The sequence below is a fragment of the Flavobacterium sp. RSSB_23 genome, assembly GCF_051547145.1.
In the GTDB taxonomy this organism is placed as follows: domain Bacteria; phylum Bacteroidota; class Bacteroidia; order Flavobacteriales; family Flavobacteriaceae; genus Flavobacterium.
The window spans coordinates 176,379-191,685 of the sequence record NZ_JBPTTO010000002.1 but is presented as its reverse complement, the minus strand read 5'-3'; the positions used below and the strand labels follow the sequence as shown (position 1 = coordinate 191,685).

The 15,307-nt window shown below is 37.1% G+C and carries 17 protein-coding genes; 6 read left to right on the top strand and 11 right to left on the bottom strand.

The window, feature by feature from the left end; translation table 11 throughout:
* Positions 1 to 38: 38 nt before the first annotated feature.
* The 5 genes from ACSVH9_RS04395 to ACSVH9_RS04375 form a co-directional block, all read right to left on the bottom strand.
* Complete coding sequence (locus tag ACSVH9_RS04395; protein WP_438062652.1) at positions 39 to 602, bottom strand: DUF4256 domain-containing protein; 564 nt, start codon at positions 600 to 602, stop codon at positions 39 to 41.
* A 70-nt stretch (positions 603 to 672) separates the two neighbouring features.
* Positions 673 to 972, bottom strand: coding sequence for a type II toxin-antitoxin system RelE/ParE family toxin (locus ACSVH9_RS04390; RefSeq protein ID WP_300978484.1), 300 nt, complete (start codon positions 970 to 972; stop codon positions 673 to 675).
* A complete protein-coding gene (locus ACSVH9_RS04385) occupies positions 954 to 1,190 on the bottom strand; it encodes a hypothetical protein (RefSeq protein ID WP_438061829.1) in 237 nt (78 codons plus the stop codon). Before ACSVH9_RS04385 ends, ACSVH9_RS04390 begins: the two co-directional genes overlap by 19 nt.
* Positions 1,191 to 1,328: 138 nt before the next feature.
* Positions 1,329 to 4,700 carry a transcription-repair coupling factor gene (gene mfd, locus ACSVH9_RS04380; protein ID WP_438062651.1) on the bottom strand — a complete coding sequence of 1,124 codons (3,372 nt, stop codon included), beginning with the start codon at positions 4,698 to 4,700 and terminating at the stop codon, positions 1,329 to 1,331.
* Positions 4,693 to 5,301 (bottom strand): hypothetical protein, encoded by a 609-nt coding sequence (locus ACSVH9_RS04375; protein ID WP_438062650.1) that lies wholly within the window; start codon positions 5,299 to 5,301, stop codon positions 4,693 to 4,695. Before ACSVH9_RS04375 ends, mfd begins: the two co-directional genes overlap by 8 nt.
* A 237-nt stretch (positions 5,302 to 5,538) precedes the next feature.
* Here ACSVH9_RS04375 and ACSVH9_RS04370 point away from each other — a divergent pair, with 237 nt between their 5' ends.
* Positions 5,539 to 6,477: an L-threonine 3-dehydrogenase gene (locus tag ACSVH9_RS04370; protein ID WP_438062649.1), complete on the top strand. Its 939-nt coding sequence runs from the start codon at positions 5,539 to 5,541 to the stop codon at positions 6,475 to 6,477.
* 345 nt (positions 6,478 to 6,822) lie between these two features.
* On the opposite strand, the gene ACSVH9_RS04365 is transcribed toward ACSVH9_RS04370, so the two are convergent.
* Complete coding sequence (locus ACSVH9_RS04365; protein WP_438062648.1) at positions 6,823 to 7,032, bottom strand: hypothetical protein; 210 nt, start codon at positions 7,030 to 7,032, stop codon at positions 6,823 to 6,825.
* 398 nt (positions 7,033 to 7,430) lie between these two features.
* On the opposite strand from ACSVH9_RS04365, the gene ACSVH9_RS04360 reads away from it, so the two are divergent.
* The 3 genes from ACSVH9_RS04360 (at position 7,431) to ACSVH9_RS04350 (ending at position 8,945) form a co-directional block, all read left to right on the top strand.
* On the top strand, positions 7,431 to 7,961 hold the full coding sequence (locus tag ACSVH9_RS04360; protein ID WP_438062647.1) for a hypothetical protein: 531 nt from the start codon (positions 7,431 to 7,433) through the stop codon (positions 7,959 to 7,961).
* 176 nt (positions 7,962 to 8,137) lie between these two features.
* Positions 8,138 to 8,647 (top strand): hypothetical protein, encoded by a 510-nt coding sequence (locus tag ACSVH9_RS04355; RefSeq protein WP_438062646.1) that lies wholly within the window; start codon positions 8,138 to 8,140, stop codon positions 8,645 to 8,647.
* Positions 8,648 to 8,711: 64 nt separating this feature from the next.
* Positions 8,712 to 8,945 carry a hypothetical protein gene (locus tag ACSVH9_RS04350; RefSeq protein WP_438062645.1) on the top strand — a complete coding sequence of 78 codons (234 nt, stop codon included), beginning with the start codon at positions 8,712 to 8,714 and terminating at the stop codon, positions 8,943 to 8,945.
* 7 nt (positions 8,946 to 8,952) lie between these two features.
* Here the strand turns inward: ACSVH9_RS04350 and ACSVH9_RS04345 are convergent, their stop codons facing one another.
* Positions 8,953 to 9,786 (bottom strand): winged helix-turn-helix domain-containing protein, encoded by an 834-nt coding sequence (locus tag ACSVH9_RS04345; RefSeq protein ID WP_438062644.1) that lies wholly within the window; start codon positions 9,784 to 9,786, stop codon positions 8,953 to 8,955.
* Between the two features lie 165 nt (positions 9,787 to 9,951).
* On the opposite strand from ACSVH9_RS04345, the gene ACSVH9_RS04340 reads away from it, so the two are divergent.
* Positions 9,952 to 10,500 (top strand): hypothetical protein, encoded by a 549-nt coding sequence (locus ACSVH9_RS04340; protein ID WP_438062643.1) that lies wholly within the window; start codon positions 9,952 to 9,954, stop codon positions 10,498 to 10,500.
* A gap of 173 nt (positions 10,501 to 10,673) precedes the next feature.
* Here the strand turns inward: ACSVH9_RS04340 and ACSVH9_RS04335 are convergent, their stop codons facing one another.
* The 3 genes from ACSVH9_RS04335 to ACSVH9_RS04325 form a co-directional block, all read right to left on the bottom strand.
* Complete coding sequence (locus ACSVH9_RS04335; protein WP_438062642.1) at positions 10,674 to 11,252, bottom strand: DUF7010 family protein; 579 nt, start codon at positions 11,250 to 11,252, stop codon at positions 10,674 to 10,676.
* 424 nt (positions 11,253 to 11,676) lie between these two features.
* Entirely contained in the window at positions 11,677 to 12,249 is a 573-nt protein-coding gene (locus tag ACSVH9_RS04330) for a Crp/Fnr family transcriptional regulator (RefSeq protein WP_438062641.1), read from the bottom strand.
* Positions 12,250 to 12,259: 10 nt separating this feature from the next.
* On the bottom strand, positions 12,260 to 12,451 hold the full coding sequence (locus tag ACSVH9_RS04325; RefSeq protein ID WP_315144705.1) for a hypothetical protein: 192 nt from the start codon (positions 12,449 to 12,451) through the stop codon (positions 12,260 to 12,262).
* Between the two features lie 238 nt (positions 12,452 to 12,689).
* Here ACSVH9_RS04325 and ACSVH9_RS04320 point away from each other — a divergent pair, with 238 nt between their 5' ends.
* The gene (locus ACSVH9_RS04320) at positions 12,690 to 13,229 is read left to right on the top strand and encodes a GrpB family protein (protein WP_438062640.1); all 540 of its coding nucleotides are present in this window, start codon (positions 12,690 to 12,692) and stop codon (positions 13,227 to 13,229) included.
* Positions 13,230 to 13,283: 54 nt separating this feature from the next.
* Here ACSVH9_RS04320 and ACSVH9_RS04315 read toward each other — a convergent pair whose 3' ends face one another.
* Positions 13,284 to 15,302: a M13 family metallopeptidase gene (locus ACSVH9_RS04315; RefSeq protein WP_438062639.1), complete on the bottom strand. Its 2,019-nt coding sequence runs from the start codon at positions 15,300 to 15,302 to the stop codon at positions 13,284 to 13,286.
* Positions 15,303 to 15,307: the final 5 nt, after the last annotated feature.

The window sequence follows — 15,307 nt, the reverse complement described above, 5'->3', positions numbered from 1 at the left end:
TAAAGATAGGTATTTTTATATCATTTACGGTAGTGGCACTAAACCTTAAGCACTCCTCTAAACCCTCTGGCTGCATAATAGGATGATGCGCCGTTATGATATACAAAAACCGTTTTGTAACGGTAATCGCCAAATAAAGCACCACCTAAAGCGCGAATCGGAGCAGCTGTCAACAACCAACTTGAGGTTTTGGTATCGAATGGTCCAAATTGTTGTAAATAGCGGTATTCTGATTCGTTTAGTAGCGTAATTCCCATCGCTTCAGCCGCTGCTACCGCAGAGTTTTCGGGTTTGAATTCTTTTCTTTCGTCCAAAGCTTTGGCATCATAACACCAACTGCGACGTCCTTTGGGACTCTCTACCGAACAATCATAAAAAAGATATTCGTTTGTAGCTGAATCATACGCCACCACATCTGGTTCACCACCAGTTTCTTCCATAGCTTGGAGCGATTGCAACTTCAACGGTTGTTGCTGTAGTTTTGTTACTACGTTCTCCCACTGTATGCCTTGATGGCGATGGCTATTTTGCTCAAAACGATTTTGTAGCAATTGCAACAATTGCTTATGTTCTTCGGAAGTAAGGGATTGTAGAGGGAGCATAGGTTTTGAATTAGAAAATTATAATCGAAATTCCTTTTCGAAATCGAATATAAAAAGAAGGAAACAGAAATTATCTAACTTTTCGTTTTTCTGAATCTTGTCGATTATCCCAAAAAGCTACAATTTCAATAGTATTCCCTCGTAACTCATAAAAAATCAAGTACTTTTTTACTGGAATAACACGAGTAAATTTGTTCGAAGTTAATCTTCCAATAAACGGTGTTTTGGATAACGTTTCTAATAAATCTTCTACTTCCGATAGAAATTTCATACTGTACTTTGCATTTCCATTTCTGTAGTAATAAAACTCAAGTATCGTTTTGAACTGAATTTCGGCTAAAGTTGACCAAACTATTTCTTTTGGAGCCATTCTCTCAATTCTGAAATTACTTGGTCGTTTTTACGAAATTTACCTTCTTGTAGTTCTGCTCTCGAAATTTCAATTGAAGCCTCTTGTTCGTTTGTTAACTGATAGAGTTCTTGCTCTGAGGAATCAAAAATGGTCTGTAAAGCACTTAAAAAATTTACATCCTTTGACTCTTTTATCCTTGAAATCAAATTTTTCTTTAATTGTGAAGTACTGTCCATTACGCCAATTTTTTAATTATCAAAAATAAACAATTTATTTCTAATTAACAGAAAGTTACAAAACCTTTAAAAGTACAATAGTTATAGTACTTCAAACAGAATCAATAATTTTAAAGTAAACGATTTTCTTCTTAATACCTACTTCTCCCCTCCCAACAATTCCATCAACTCCAAACATCTTCGGGTGGTTTTGGCATTATCGAAAGTCAGCAACAAACGAAGGCCAGCTGGGGTTTGCTTTTCTTTCATTTTGCATAGGTTAGGATGCTTTTGTACAAAATCCAAGACTTTGTTGAAGCGATTCGATTGGTAAAAATCCGATTGTTGGTCGGAAACAAAATACCCAATCATTTTGCCTTGTTTGAGTACCAGTTTTTCGATGCCCACGCGAGTGGCAATCCACTTAATGCGAATGCTGTTCATCAAGGCATTGGCTCTAGCTGGCAAAGGACCAAATCGGTCTATCAACTTGTTAATGAAAACCGTGAGTTCTTCTTCGTTTTTGACTTCTCCTAGTTCGTTGTAGAGCAGCAATCGCTCCGAAACAGTATTGATGTATTCATCCGGGAATAACAACTCAAAATCGGTGTCGAGTTGCAGGTCTTTCACATATTGTTTGGTTTCGATGTTGTTCTCTTCAGGATATAGGTCTTTGAATTCATTCTCCTTAAGTTCCTCGATGGCTTCATTCATAATTTTTTGATAGGTATCAAAGCCAATCTCATTGATGAAACCACTTTGTTCCCCACCCAACAAATCGCCTGCGCCTCGAATCTCTAAATCCTTCATCGCAATGTTAAAACCGCTTCCCAATTCACTAAATTGTTCCAAAGCTTGGATGCGTTTTCTGGCTTCCTCGGTCATCGCAGAATACGGCGGACAAATGAAATAACAAAATGCTTTTTTGTTGCTTCGTCCCACGCGTCCTCGCATCTGGTGCAAATCCGACAGTCCAAAATTATTGGCATTATTAATGAAAATGGTATTGGCATTGGGCACATCCAATCCGCTTTCGATGATGGTGGTGGCAACCAAAACATCGAACTCTCCGTTCATAAACGCCAACATCAATTCTTCGAGTTTTTTACCATCCATTTGGCCGTGACCAATGCCTACTCGTGCGTTGGGCACCAAACGCTGAATCATACCAGCAATTTCTTTAATATTTTCGATTCGGTTATTAATGAAATACACCTGACCATTGCGCTGAATTTCATACGAAATCGCATCTCGAATGGTTTCTTCATTAAAGCCAACCACGTGCGTTTCTATCGGATAACGATTGGGCGGTGGCGTAGTAATTACCGATAAATCTCTGGCCGCCATCAACGAAAACTGCAAGGTTCTTGGAATAGGAGTTGCAGTAAGTGTCAACGTATCTACATTAGCCGCAATGGTTTTGAGTTTGTCTTTGACGTTTACGCCAAACTTTTGCTCCTCGTCTACAATCAACAAACCTAAATCTTTGAAGACCACATTTTTGTTAACCAATTGATGTGTCCCAATCAAAATATCTAACTTTCCTTCGGCGAGTTGCTTTAGGGTTTCTGCTTTTTGCTTGGCGGTTCTAAAACGGTTCAAATAGCCCACTGTTACAGGCATATCTTTCAATCGCTCGCTAAAGGTTCGGAAATGTTGGTAGGCCAAAATCGTAGTCGGCACCAAAACCGCGACTTGTTTGCTATTGTCCACGGCTTTGAAAGCAGCACGAATGGCGACTTCGGTTTTACCAAAGCCTACATCACCACAAACCAATCGGTCCATTGGGCGTTCGCTTTCCATATCGGCTTTGACATCCTGAGTTGATTTTACTTGGTCAGGGGTGTCTTCATAAATAAACGAACTTTCCAACTCGTTTTGCAAATAACTATCGGGTGCAAATTGAAAGCCTTTTTCCAAACGACGTTTGGCGTACAACTGAATCAAATTGAACGCAATATGCTTGACTCTCGCTTTGGTTTTTTGCTTTAAAACTTTCCAAGCATTCGACCCTAATTTGTAAATTTTGGGAGGCGTTCCGTCTTTGCCGTTGTATTTCGAAATTTTGTGCAGCGAATGAATGCTCACATACACAATGTCATTATCAGCATACACCAACTTAATCGCTTCTTGGGTTTTGCCTTCGACCTGTATTTTTTGCAAGCCTCCGAATTTCCCAATTCCGTGGTCAATATGGGTCACATAATCGCCTACCGAAAGTGAGGTCAGTTCTTTGAGGGTTAAATTTTGCTTTTTCGAATAGCCGTTTTTGATGCTGAATTTGTGATAGCGTTCAAAAATCTGGTGGTCGGTGTAACAAGCAATTTGGTTTTCTTCATCGATAAAGCCTTGATACATTGGCAACACGATGGTGTGGTATTGCTTTCGAATGTTTTCGGCATTGGCTTCGTCTAAACTTTCAAAAATATCGTGAAAGCGTTTGACTTGTCCATCATTGGAACAAAACAAATAATTCTTGTAGCCATTGAAATGATTTTCGTTCAGGTTATTCAACAACAAATCAAACTGTTTGTTGAACGACGGCTGCGGTTGAAAATGAAAAGGAAACGTTTTTAGGGTTTTAAAAACCGCTTTACTTCCCCATTCCACCACCGAAAAATCCAAAGCGCGCTTAATGAAACTCGCTTGGTTCAAGAACAATTGCTCGGGTGTAGAACGTTTGATTTCTTGGGATAATTTCGCGAAAGCTTCTTCGGCTTTGCCAAAATGTTTGTCTAAATCGGCCAACAACAGCTCGGTATTTTGAATAAAAATTACCGTTTGTGGCGAAATATAATCCAGAAAAGATTCCCGATTTTCTTGAAAAAAAGAGTTTTCTACATTGGGAATAATCGTGATTTTTTTCTTGGTCTCAATCGACAGTTGCGTGGCGACATCAAAAGTTCGAATGCTTTCGACTTCGTTGCCAAAAAACTCGATGCGGTACGGATTATCATTCGAAAACGAAAAGACGTCTACGATTCCTCCTCGAACCGAAAATTCTCCGGGTTCGGTAATAAAATCAACTCTTTTGAACTCGTATTCGAATAACACCTCGTTGATAAAATCGATAGAAATTTTATCATTGACCGCAACTTTCAAGGTGTTTTTGTCTAATTCCTTTCGGGTGACCACTTTTTCAAAAAGCGCTTCGGGATAAGTGACAATTACGGCGGGTTTTTTACGCGAATTGATGCGATTCAACACCTCAGCGCGCAACAACACATTGGCGTTGTCGGTTTCTTCTATTTGATACGGTCTTCGGAAAGAGGCGGGATAAAACAGCACATCTTTTTCGCCCACTAATTGCTCCATATCGTTCAAGTAGTACGCCGCTTCCTCTTTGTTATTGAACACCAACAAAAAAGGCAATTCGGTTTGGGTAAACAACGAACGCGTCACAAATGAAAATCCAGAGCCTAGCAAACCTGTCAAATGCAATTTGCTAGCAGGTTGTGCCGTCAAACTCGCACTGATTTGGATACACTTAGGTGATTTCTCGTAGGTACTGTATAAAATCGGCTTACTCAACGCGTGGGGTGTTTTGTGAAGGTGGCATACTAGATGGAATGGCTCTTGCAGTATCTCTTATCATTTGTAGCATTTCAGATTCACCAAATTCTACAGGAATCTTACTTTTTACGTCAATTTTGTCCATTTCGCGTTGTAAAGCAATCAATTCCAAGTTAATTTCAGCAACTTGTTTGACTACTTTTTTATGTGGAATTTGAGTCAAATGCAAGTACATATCCAACAAACTTACATTGGTTATCAAAATCGAAATCCTGCTTTTGATTGCTGGATTGTTGTATTGTCCGGGAATATTGTCTTTTAATTCCAACGCTTTTTTGGTCAATGCTTTGGATTTCTTTTGAAAAGCGCTAATCGAACTTTTCGGTTTCTGAGACAATTCATCCATAAACGTACGCCATTGTGGCCAAAAAGACATACTGTTTTCTGCTACTGCATTTATTGGCGCAGACTGAAAAACCCAGCCTTTGTTGATATTGGTAAAAATGATTTCGTTTTTTTGCGCTTCCTTTTTTTGCGCTTCCATTCGGAGTTTGTTGTCATCGTTGCAAGAAGACAAAAATAGTGTGACTACAAAAAAGAACCAGAATTGGTGTTTCATCTGAAGAATAAATTAAAAGCACAAAGTTACAAAGTAAATTTAAGTTATCCGTTTCTGTATTTTCTCTTTTCTGTGGCTATCTTTAGTTGATGAATGCCTTATTCTTTTGTGTTGTTTCTATTTTTTTAAAGCTTAATCAACATCTAATTACATTTTTTTATTAAATTTATTGTCATTTTTGCGAAATCGATATTTTTAAGATAAATTCTTATCTTTGTTCTCCTAAAACGGCAACTTATGAATCCAAAAATATTAATCATTGGCGCGTGTGGTCAAATCGGAACGGAACTGACCCAAAAATTGAGAAAAATTTACGGTACCGAGAACGTCATCGCCTCCGATATTCGAAAACTGAATGTAGATGTGGTCAACTCGGGTCCTTTTGAAGTCATCAATGCGCTCGATTTTAACCAAATCGAACATTTGGTCGAGGTACACCAAATCACCGATGTCTATTTGATGGCCGCTTTGCTCTCGGCTACTGCCGAAAAAAACCCAGCTTTTGCTTGGGATTTGAATATGAATTCCTTGTTTCACGTGCTGAATTTGGCCAAAGCCGGAAAAATCAAAAAAATATTCTGGCCTTCAAGTATTGCGGTTTTTGGACCTACTACTCCCAAAGAAAATACGCCTCAATACACCATAATGGAACCTTCGACCGTGTATGGCATTAGCAAACAATCGGGCGAAAGATGGTGCGAGTACTACCACAACCTTTTTGGCGTAGACGTGCGCAGCATCCGTTATCCGGGTTTGATTAGCTGGTCTTCCCCTCCGGGCGGTGGCACTACGGATTATGCGGTAGACATTTACCACAAAGCCCTTGAAAACCAATCGTACGAATGTTTCTTGTCCGCCGAAACCAAAATGCCAATGATGTATATGGACGACGCCATTGCCGCTACCATCCAAATTATGCAGGCACCAGCGGAGCAAATCAAAATTCGTTCGTCGTACAACTTGGCCGCGATGAGTTTTACACCCACCGAAATCGCTGCCGAAATCCAAAAACACATTCCTGAATTCACCATCAGCTATGCGCCAGATTTCCGTCAAAAAATTGCCGACAGTTGGCCTGCCAGCATCGACGACAGCCGTGCGCGCGAAGATTGGGGTTGGAACCACCATTTTGCCCTCGACAATATGACCGTAGACATGCTCGAACATTTAAAATAAAACGGCAACTGACTGATTTTATCAAACATATAAGTCATTGAAGTTTTTCTTATAATAGCAAACTGAAAGTAGCCCATAGAAGTTAAATTCGTGGCTGCTTTTTTAAAACCATATAAGGCACATAAGGACATTTAAGTTATCCCTTTTCTTAACTTAAATTCTTTATGTGCCTTAGTTTTTTTGGTGCAATCAATAGGAGCACAAGAACGGCTATCTCCACACTTCCCCTCCCGTGATACGCTATATCTTTGCTGCCGAACCCCGTCAGCAAAGGATGCCGCTCCTCCCGGGGTTAGTTGAGACGAATTGTTTTCAAAACTTCCAAAAAAAGCAATTTATCTTAAATTATTCACGCTTGCTTTTTAAACTATTTTGCTCCTTAGATTGCTTTTGATTAATATCATTTTTTAGCTTTTTTTTACTAATTACAATAGTTTTTAAAAAATGAATAAAACCGATTATCTTTCTTACTATTCTTATTACGGTAAAAACATCTTTAAGAACTTCGATAACATCTTCAAAACTTTCTAAAAATAGTAGTATTTTATCAATCATAGTCGATGAATTTTTGGGTTATACTTATCAAACAAAAAATTCACAAAGTGTACCTTTTAAGAAAGTTTGGTATTCAATAGAAATCAGTTGTTTTTTCTAAATAAAAACCCTTTCAGAGTTTTGAACTCTGAAAGGGTTACTAAAAATACCAGCTACTCCTGCAAGGTTTTCAAAACCTTGTAGGTGTTCTATTCCTAGGTTTTAAACAGCTAGAAAAAATAGCTTACAAGAGAATTTGTAGGATAATAATTAAAATGTATTTTTGATAAAACACATTACTATGTTAGGAGTTTGTCTCCTTTTTGGGAGATGTTCTTGTTACTTCATAATGGCTAAAGACATCCATGAGCAAATATTTTACGATAACTAACTACAAATAAAAACATAGCACAATTCATATGAAAAAGCCCCTTTTTATCCTCATCTCTATTTTGGCAATAAGCTGTAACAATGATGAGACCGATATTCAAACAGATAAGAATTCAATAAATTTAGTCACAGGAATTAATTGTAGACAAACATCAGACGATTCAGGATTAAAACTTGGAAACCCTAATATTTTAGTGAATAATAAATTTTTACTTTATCCAAATCCTTCAAATGAATCGGTTTATATTTTAGCACAAGAAAATGTTACAGATGTTTGGTTTGTATCAGCAAATCCAGAGAAAATTCATCAAGATATAAATTTCACTAATATTTTCAATTCAAACTTGTACACCGAACAATCAATTATCTCAAATTCAACTTTTTCACTTAGAGGACAAACTTCAAACAGTTTTAAAATGAACATAGGAAATCTTGCTAAAGGATATTATAAAGTATTCGTTAAAATCGGCGGAAAAATATATTGGGATAATTTATATAAATATGAAAATCAAGGAAATAACGAAGAACAATTTAATAAAATAAATGATTTTTGGAAATAAAAGTGCTGAAAAGCGTTTTCTAATAGCTCCAACTCTATAATTAATAGGCTTTCGAACGCTAGTGCGAGCGTCACGCTCGTACACTTTTGAAAAAATTGTTTTTCATTGTAAATATGAACGAAAAAACCTAGTTTTACCTAAAGTCATATTTTCAACTTTCTTTATTTCTGTTACAAATGATTGATAAATACAAAAAAATCACAATCTATATTCTGCTTTTTATTCCGTTAGTTTTTGGACTGTTTTTTATTGATTCCTACATTTTACCAAACAAAACAATTACTGATGAAATCATTTCTTACAGTGAGATTTACGAAACCAATTCTAGCAATAGATTTAACAAAAGTAAAGTTCTAGTAGGGTATGTTTTTTACACGAAAAAAGGTAAAAAATTTTCTATGCAAGAAACCTATATTACTGAGAGTAAAGTAACACTCAAAGAGAGTTATATTTTTAAAAACATTACCGAAGTAACATCAAAAGTAAATGATTATACTCATAAACTGATGTCAGGATTAAGTGGCGCAACTTTATACTTTTCTGTTGGATTAATAATTTCGGTTATAGTTAGCTTATTGTATCTCTATTTCGATAAAAAATTAACCGAAAACGGATTTCAAAATATCATCTTATTTAATGGGTTCCTAATCATTTGCATCCTTTACATTCTTGTATTGCACAATTAATCAAGGTGTAATGAATAAATCCTTGATAAACAGCAACACCTGACAGGTATTTAAAACCTGTCAGGTGAAAATTCACTGCATTAACAATCTCATTTTTATTATGAAAACAAAACGTTCTCGCCTAGCCCCGATGGCAGTGGAAATCCTCTTGTGCTGGGGTTCAGCACAAGAGATTGTAATGAACAGCGGGACAACTCGTGTGGTGCGCAAAAGAAGTACTGCTCCTAAAAAACAAACACGAATGACACGAATTGGCACGAATGCATTCCTTCGAATTACCGTTTGTTGCAAGCGATAGTTTTCCTTTAAGCGGTTACTTCCAGCTTGTATCCTTTGCCGCGTACCACTATGATGTTGCTCTTTGGGTCAAGTTCTAGTTTTTTTCTGAGTTTTGAGATGAACATATCCAGACTACGGCCTACGATGACGCCTTCGTCTTCCCAAATTTCTTTTTGCAAGCGGCTTCGGGCTATGGTTTCGTTGGGAGCTGAAGCAAAAATGCGCAACAGACGTGTTTCGGTTGCGGTGAGAACTTCGGTTGTTTCGTTGATTTGCAGTTGTCGTTGCTGCGTGTCAAACACTACCGAACCAAAAGTAAATAGCTTGTCATCCTCCGTTTTGGCTACCGTATTTTTCGGCTTAACAGGCTTCAAAAAAACAAAACCAAGCAAGGCAACAAATGACAAACCTCCCAAAAGATACGCATAGTTTTTTGCGATTCCATTGGGTTTAAAAGTAATGTTGATGGTATAACAAGCCACAGGTTGTTTTCTTCCTATACAGGCTACAATATCGTCTTTTTTATTTTTGGAAATGGCGTATCCATAAGCGACAGTCGAGTTGGCGCAGTTAAGCACGCTAACCACATAATCGTTGGCGAGCGGGTCTTTGGCTAACCAACGCTGCGTAGTTTTCACCAGAGCATCGGGCTGAAAGCTAAACGCACTCTCAAAAGTGATTTGATACTCGTTTTCGGAAATCTTTTTTATGGGAAGCACTCTTGAAGTACTGTCGCCAGACTGCAGGAGTATGTCGTGTCCAATACGGCGCAATAACACTTCTCTTTTAGAGCTAGGATAGTTGTCATTATCCCCGAAGCTAAACCCAACACAGATTACCACAATGAATAAGAGTCCCATCCATCCGAAGAAGTAGTTGCGTTTTCTGGAAAGGAGATTTTGTGTAAATTGCATAGTGTCAAGTTTATATTTACAAAGTTTACATTTTTATTTACAATCCCAATTGCTTCAGCCTTAAAATATTCAAATACATTCGCAGTATCAATTTTAAAAAACAGCAACGTTATGAAAAAAACCATCTATTTGTTGACCTTAGCCCTGACTTTACTAAGCGGAGTAGTATTGGCTAATTGTGAAATGAAAAATGAAAACAATTCCCCCAAGAAACCTAGCTCGATTGCTGACAAAAAAGCCAATGAAAAAGCAAAAAAAAAATGGGAGGCTTCTCCTGACGGCAAACGGTATATGGCTTGGAAAGTTTCTCCATTGGGAAAAAAAGTGCAGGCTAGTTATGAAAAAATAAAGCCTTCTTTAAAAGCTTTCAACAAAATGGAAGCCGTGGTTACATGTATTAATTATCAGCGTCCAAGTACAAATAATTCGGGACCAAAATGGCTTATTGTGGAAATTAATGGCGAACGATATATGATACAATTCATTCCTAAAGAATTCGAGCTATTGAAAGACCTAAAAGTTAACGACAAAATAACTATCAAAAGCCGCAGCGCCGGACTTTCTGATAATCATCCCTATTTGATTTTATCGAGCGACTATATCGAGTACGACAATAAGGTGCTTTTTGAACGTGATTTGAGCAAAAATAATGGTTGCTGAGGATTGTAATCTCGATTCCATAAAAGCGGCTTAAACGTCTTAAAAAAGCAAAAAATGTTGCTTAAAGAATAAAACCACAAAAAAGCCCAACAGTGCGTTGGGCTTCTTTTGTTATATCTATCACTCCAAGCATTAATGGGTAAAAAATACTTTACAAATCAATGTTTTTTTGTCTAGTCTTCATTGATAGACTTACGATAACTGAAGTACAAAAAAGTGCCAAAAAATAGTTCAATACTTCCGCCAGCGAGTAAGGTCATAAATGCTTGTGCGTGTAAACTAAACAATAAATAGGCAAATACACCCAAAGTAGCTCCCAATACCCAATAGAATTTTTTACCATAAAGAGTTGAAAATGTTAAGTATCTTCCTCCGATAATCAACAACATTGATTGAAAAAACCAAGCAACATTTTGAGTTGAAAGGCCATAGGCAATGGGAATACACATTAGCATCCAAATGGTGTTTTCCATAGCTAAATTTTTTAATGGATTCCAAGCGCTATGCCCTTTAAGTCCAATAAGTTTTCCTAAAATGTTTGACACAGGACTTATCAAAACACCACCAATTAAAAGGGACCAAATGGCTAGCTTAGGTGAATAATAATGAGAAACTAAAGCAGAAACTAGCCACATCATTCCTGAAGTTACTATTCCTAATGAACCAAAGGCATAACCTTTGCACATATCCGTCTGTGCTTTCTCAAGCGTAATAAAATCCTCGAGGCTTTCTTTTGTTGTTTTTTGAGTCATTTTGATAAATTTTTATAGTTTATAGTCCTTAATAAATCATTTAGCGCACCAATTCTAGTCGCATTAGAAGGGAAAATTTCCTAGGATTTGGATAATTATTCTTTCAAGATAGGTCCCAAATAAATGGGGTCTATTTCTTTTAGGTCACTTAATGGGAGTATGAAAGAAGTAGTTGTTTCTACTAAAAATCTTTGTTCTATGTTCCCATTTGAACAATAATAACTTATCGCCATAACTATGAGCGAGGAATAGAATGGCAGAAAAAAATAATACAAATAGTCAAATGAAATAGAGCAATACAATTGGTTTTTCAAAAAGCTTAGATTAAAATAATTGTTTTTCATCTGTTCAAATATTAAGTTCATAATCATATTCCAAAATTGAATAGAAAATAAACCAATATCATTCACCTAAGTTAACAAAGCTATTTCGTCATCCGACTTCTAATTCTGCTGAGGGATTGAGGTTTGACCCCTATAAAAGAAGCAATAAGGTATTGAGGAATACGTTGCGTTAGTTCAAAATAATTTTTCACAAAAAGAGTATACCGTTCTTCAGGCGTATTTTTATTGAGAGAGACTAACTGATTGACTACTATTCCAAATCGATGCTCAATAATAAGACGACCTATTTTATTTCCGTTTAAAGTATCATTAAAAAATGTCTGTAATCCTTGATAAGAAACCACCAATAGTTCCGAATCCTCTATCGCTTTTATATTGTGAATGGCGGGCTGTTGCGCTACAAATGTGTGGTATTCAGAAACGAATTCGCCTTCTTTTGTAAAATCGGTAACCGCTTCCTCGTCATTTTTTAAGGCACTATAATAAACTAAACCACTTACTAAAAAACCCACTTTATCGCTTTTATAACCCGCTTGTTGAAAATACTCTCCTTTTGCCAAATGCATAGGTTTGAAAACTTTTTCAACCAGTTTTTTATCCTCTGAAGTTAATGGCGCTAAATGCTCAAAAATTGCTATAAGTTTTTCGTACATAGATAAAAATTTACTTTTGAGGACGCTTGAAATAATCTTTTAGTAATACAAAAAGTGCCATTACAAAGCTCAAAAGGTAAACCATATCAAGCATAGGCTTTTCAAATTTAAAATTTTGAAAGTCAAAATGGTTAAAGAGTTTGCTTCCCGTAAGAATAACAATAATCAATAAGAAAAAATTGAGTCCTTTTTTGTCCTTCATAATTTGTATTTTTTGTAAATATACTATTTTGAAAAATAGTTTAACAACAACATAACCTAATAGTTAGCTACTTTTTTTGTTTAAAACGTAGGCTAACTTTTCGAAGAGTTGCCTTATTTATAGCGTGTGCAGTATTAAGGTATCACAAGCTCGTAACACGTTAAATCTGCACTATCTTTGCCGTTTTTGTTAACTTCTCAAAGCATTCCTATTTGAACTCTTTAAATTCACAAGCAATATGATATTGGAAAAATACAACCCTTTCTGGATTAACCATTTCGAAGCGATAAAAAGAGCGATTGAACAAGTTCTAGGAGAAAACCAATATGAGATAGCACATATCGGTAGCACGGCTGTTCCAAACTTAGATGCCAAACCCATTATCGATATTGATATCATTTATAACGACCTCAACGAATTGGAATTCATACAATCGAGATTAGAAAAAATAGGGTATTACCACAATGGCAACCAAGGCATTGAAGACCGAGAGGTTTTCAAAAGAAATCAAGATGGAACGCATCCAATTTTGGACAACGTTAAACACCATCTTTATGTGTGTTCTGCTCAAAGTAAAGCGCTTGAAAGACATATTTTAAGTCGGAATTATTTAAGAAAAAACGACGAGGCTCGCCTTCACTATCAGCAGTTAAAATACGAATGCGCTGAGCGCGCGAATCAAGACAGAAAGGTGTATCAACTTCTAAAAGAACAACTAGTAAATGAGTTTATAGACGATATCATTGCAAAAGAGAAAAAGGAATGCACAAAATTATGAGCACAAAAAAAGCCCAACGTACTGTTGGGCTTTTTGCTATATTAACGCTATAGATTACCAAATTTTAACACGCTTTTCTGGTGCTAAATACAAGGAATCTTTAGGTTGTACCTTAAACGCTTCGTAGAATTCAGGTATGTTACGCACTACACCGTTTACTCTGAATTTAGCTGGCGAATGTGGATCAGTTGCGATTTGATTGCGCAAAGAAGCTTCACGCGATTTCTCCAACCACACTTGTCCCCAACCTAAAAACACACGTTGCACCCCTGTAAAACCATCCATCACTGGAGCTTCCTTGCCGTTTAGTGACATTTTGTAAGCTTTTAAGGCAATGGTTAATCCACCCAAGTCTCCAATATTTTCTCCCAAAGTAAACGCTCCGTTTACATTCAAATCTGGAAAAACTTTGAAGGTATTGTATTGTGCAACTAAAGCATTGGTTTTGGCTTTGAATGCGGCCAAATCAGCTGGTGTCCACCAGTTTTTCATTACGCCATCTCCGTCGAAAGTGCTTCCTTGATCGTCAAATCCGTGACCAATTTCGTGACCGATTACAGCCCCGATTCCACCATAATTTACCGCATCGTCTGCTTCTAAATTAAAGAAAGGCGCTTGCAAAATAGCCGCTGGAAATACAATCTCGTTCAGCGTTGGATTGTAGTAAGCGTTTACCGTTTGTGGTGTCATTCCCCACTCGGTTCTGTCTACAGGCTTACCTAATTTGGCAATCATTCTGTTGTATTCAAAGGCTTTCGCACGAGCACGATTGCCATACAAATCATTCTTCACTACTTTCAAAGTAGAATAATCTTTCCATTGGTCTGGATAGCCAATTTTGATCATAAATTTATCCACTTTGGCCAAGGCTTCTTTTTTGGTTTTGGCACTCATCCAATCCAAATTTTTAATGCTTTCGGCATAGGCTTTCAACAAGTTTTTCACCAATTCGGTCATACGCTCTTTGGCTTCAGGCGTAAAGTGTTTTTTCACATACACCTTCCCGATGATTTCGCCCAAACCACCATTTACAGCATTCACAGCTCTTTTCCAATCATCTTCTTGCTCTGGTGTGCCGTATAAAACTTTGTCATAAAACTCAAAATCCTCTTTATCCAATGCTGTGGTCAAACTACTTGCGCTCTTATTGATCAATCCCCATTTCAAATAGGTTTTCCAAGTATCAATTGGTGTATTTTTAATCAAAGCGTTCAAGTTTTTAGTATACGCCACTTGCGATAACACAAGGCTTTTTTCTTTATCCATTCCCGCTTTTTTGAGCATCGCCGACCAATCAAAATCTGGCATCACAGTTTTCAAGTCTTTGATGGCGTATTTGTTGTACAAAGCAGCAGTATTTCTTGTTTCTTCTTTGGTCATTTGGATCTTCGCAATTGCGGTTTCCAATGCCATAATTTTTGCTGCATTTTCTGTTGGATTAGCAATCCCTCCTAATTGTAGCATCTTTTCGATATGCGTCACATATTTTTTACGAATATCCGCCGTTTTGGCATCGCTTTGAAGATAATATTCGCGTTCTGGTAAGCCAAGACCACCTTGCCAAGTCATCAAAGTGTATTGTTTTGGATCCTTAAAATCCTCGGTAACAGCAATCGAAAACGGCACAGAAAGCCCCGTTCTATTGGCTTCCCCAAAATAAGCCGCCAAATCCGAATAGGTAGCAATTGCATCTATGGCTTTTAATTCGGGTTGAAGCGGTGTAATACCTTTGGCGTCGCGGTCTTTTCGGTTCAAAAATGAATTGTAGAAATCGCCGATTTTTTGCTCATCCGAACCTTCAGAAAAACTCCCTTTCGAAGCTTCTTCGATAATCGCTTTCACGTCTTTTTGAGCTTGTTCGTACAGTATATAACCCGCACCATAATTGGATTTATCGGCAGGAATTTTGGTGTTTTTGACCCAAGTTCCGTTAACATAAGCCGCAAAATTGTCTCCTGGTTTCACTAAAGTATCCATATTTTTTTGGAGTATTCCCGAAACCAGTTCTGGTTTTTTATCGCAAGAAGCCAAAATCAATGTGGCCGCCAAAAGCGATAGTTTGATGTTTTTCATAAAAT

Coding starts and splice junctions, on each gene's coding strand:
- ACSVH9_RS04325 (WP_315144705.1), bottom strand. CDS start 12,451: ATGAAGGACAAAAAAGGACTCAATTTTTTCTTATTGATTATTGTTATT.
- ACSVH9_RS04365 (WP_438062648.1), bottom strand. CDS start 7,032: ATGATTGATAAAATACTACTATTTTTAGAAAGTTTTGAAGATGTTATC.
- ACSVH9_RS04335 (WP_438062642.1), bottom strand. CDS start 11,252: ATGACTCAAAAAACAACAAAAGAAAGCCTCGAGGATTTTATTACGCTT.
- ACSVH9_RS04395 (WP_438062652.1), bottom strand. CDS start 602: ATGCTCCCTCTACAATCCCTTACTTCCGAAGAACATAAGCAATTGTTG.
- ACSVH9_RS04345 (WP_438062644.1), bottom strand. CDS start 9,786: ATGGGACTCTTATTCATTGTGGTAATCTGTGTTGGGTTTAGCTTCGGG.
- ACSVH9_RS04340 (WP_438062643.1), top strand. CDS start 9,952: ATGAAAAAAACCATCTATTTGTTGACCTTAGCCCTGACTTTACTAAGC.
- ACSVH9_RS04390 (WP_300978484.1), bottom strand. CDS start 972: ATGGCTCCAAAAGAAATAGTTTGGTCAACTTTAGCCGAAATTCAGTTC.
- ACSVH9_RS04360 (WP_438062647.1), top strand. CDS start 7,431: ATGAAAAAGCCCCTTTTTATCCTCATCTCTATTTTGGCAATAAGCTGT.
- ACSVH9_RS04370 (WP_438062649.1), top strand. CDS start 5,539: ATGAATCCAAAAATATTAATCATTGGCGCGTGTGGTCAAATCGGAACG.
- ACSVH9_RS04315 (WP_438062639.1), bottom strand. CDS start 15,302: ATGAAAAACATCAAACTATCGCTTTTGGCGGCCACATTGATTTTGGCT.
- ACSVH9_RS04375 (WP_438062650.1), bottom strand. CDS start 5,301: ATGAAACACCAATTCTGGTTCTTTTTTGTAGTCACACTATTTTTGTCT.
- ACSVH9_RS04320 (WP_438062640.1), top strand. CDS start 12,690: ATGATATTGGAAAAATACAACCCTTTCTGGATTAACCATTTCGAAGCG.
- ACSVH9_RS04355 (WP_438062646.1), top strand. CDS start 8,138: ATGATTGATAAATACAAAAAAATCACAATCTATATTCTGCTTTTTATT.
- ACSVH9_RS04330 (WP_438062641.1), bottom strand. CDS start 12,249: ATGTACGAAAAACTTATAGCAATTTTTGAGCATTTAGCGCCATTAACT.
- ACSVH9_RS04385 (WP_438061829.1), bottom strand. CDS start 1,190: ATGGACAGTACTTCACAATTAAAGAAAAATTTGATTTCAAGGATAAAA.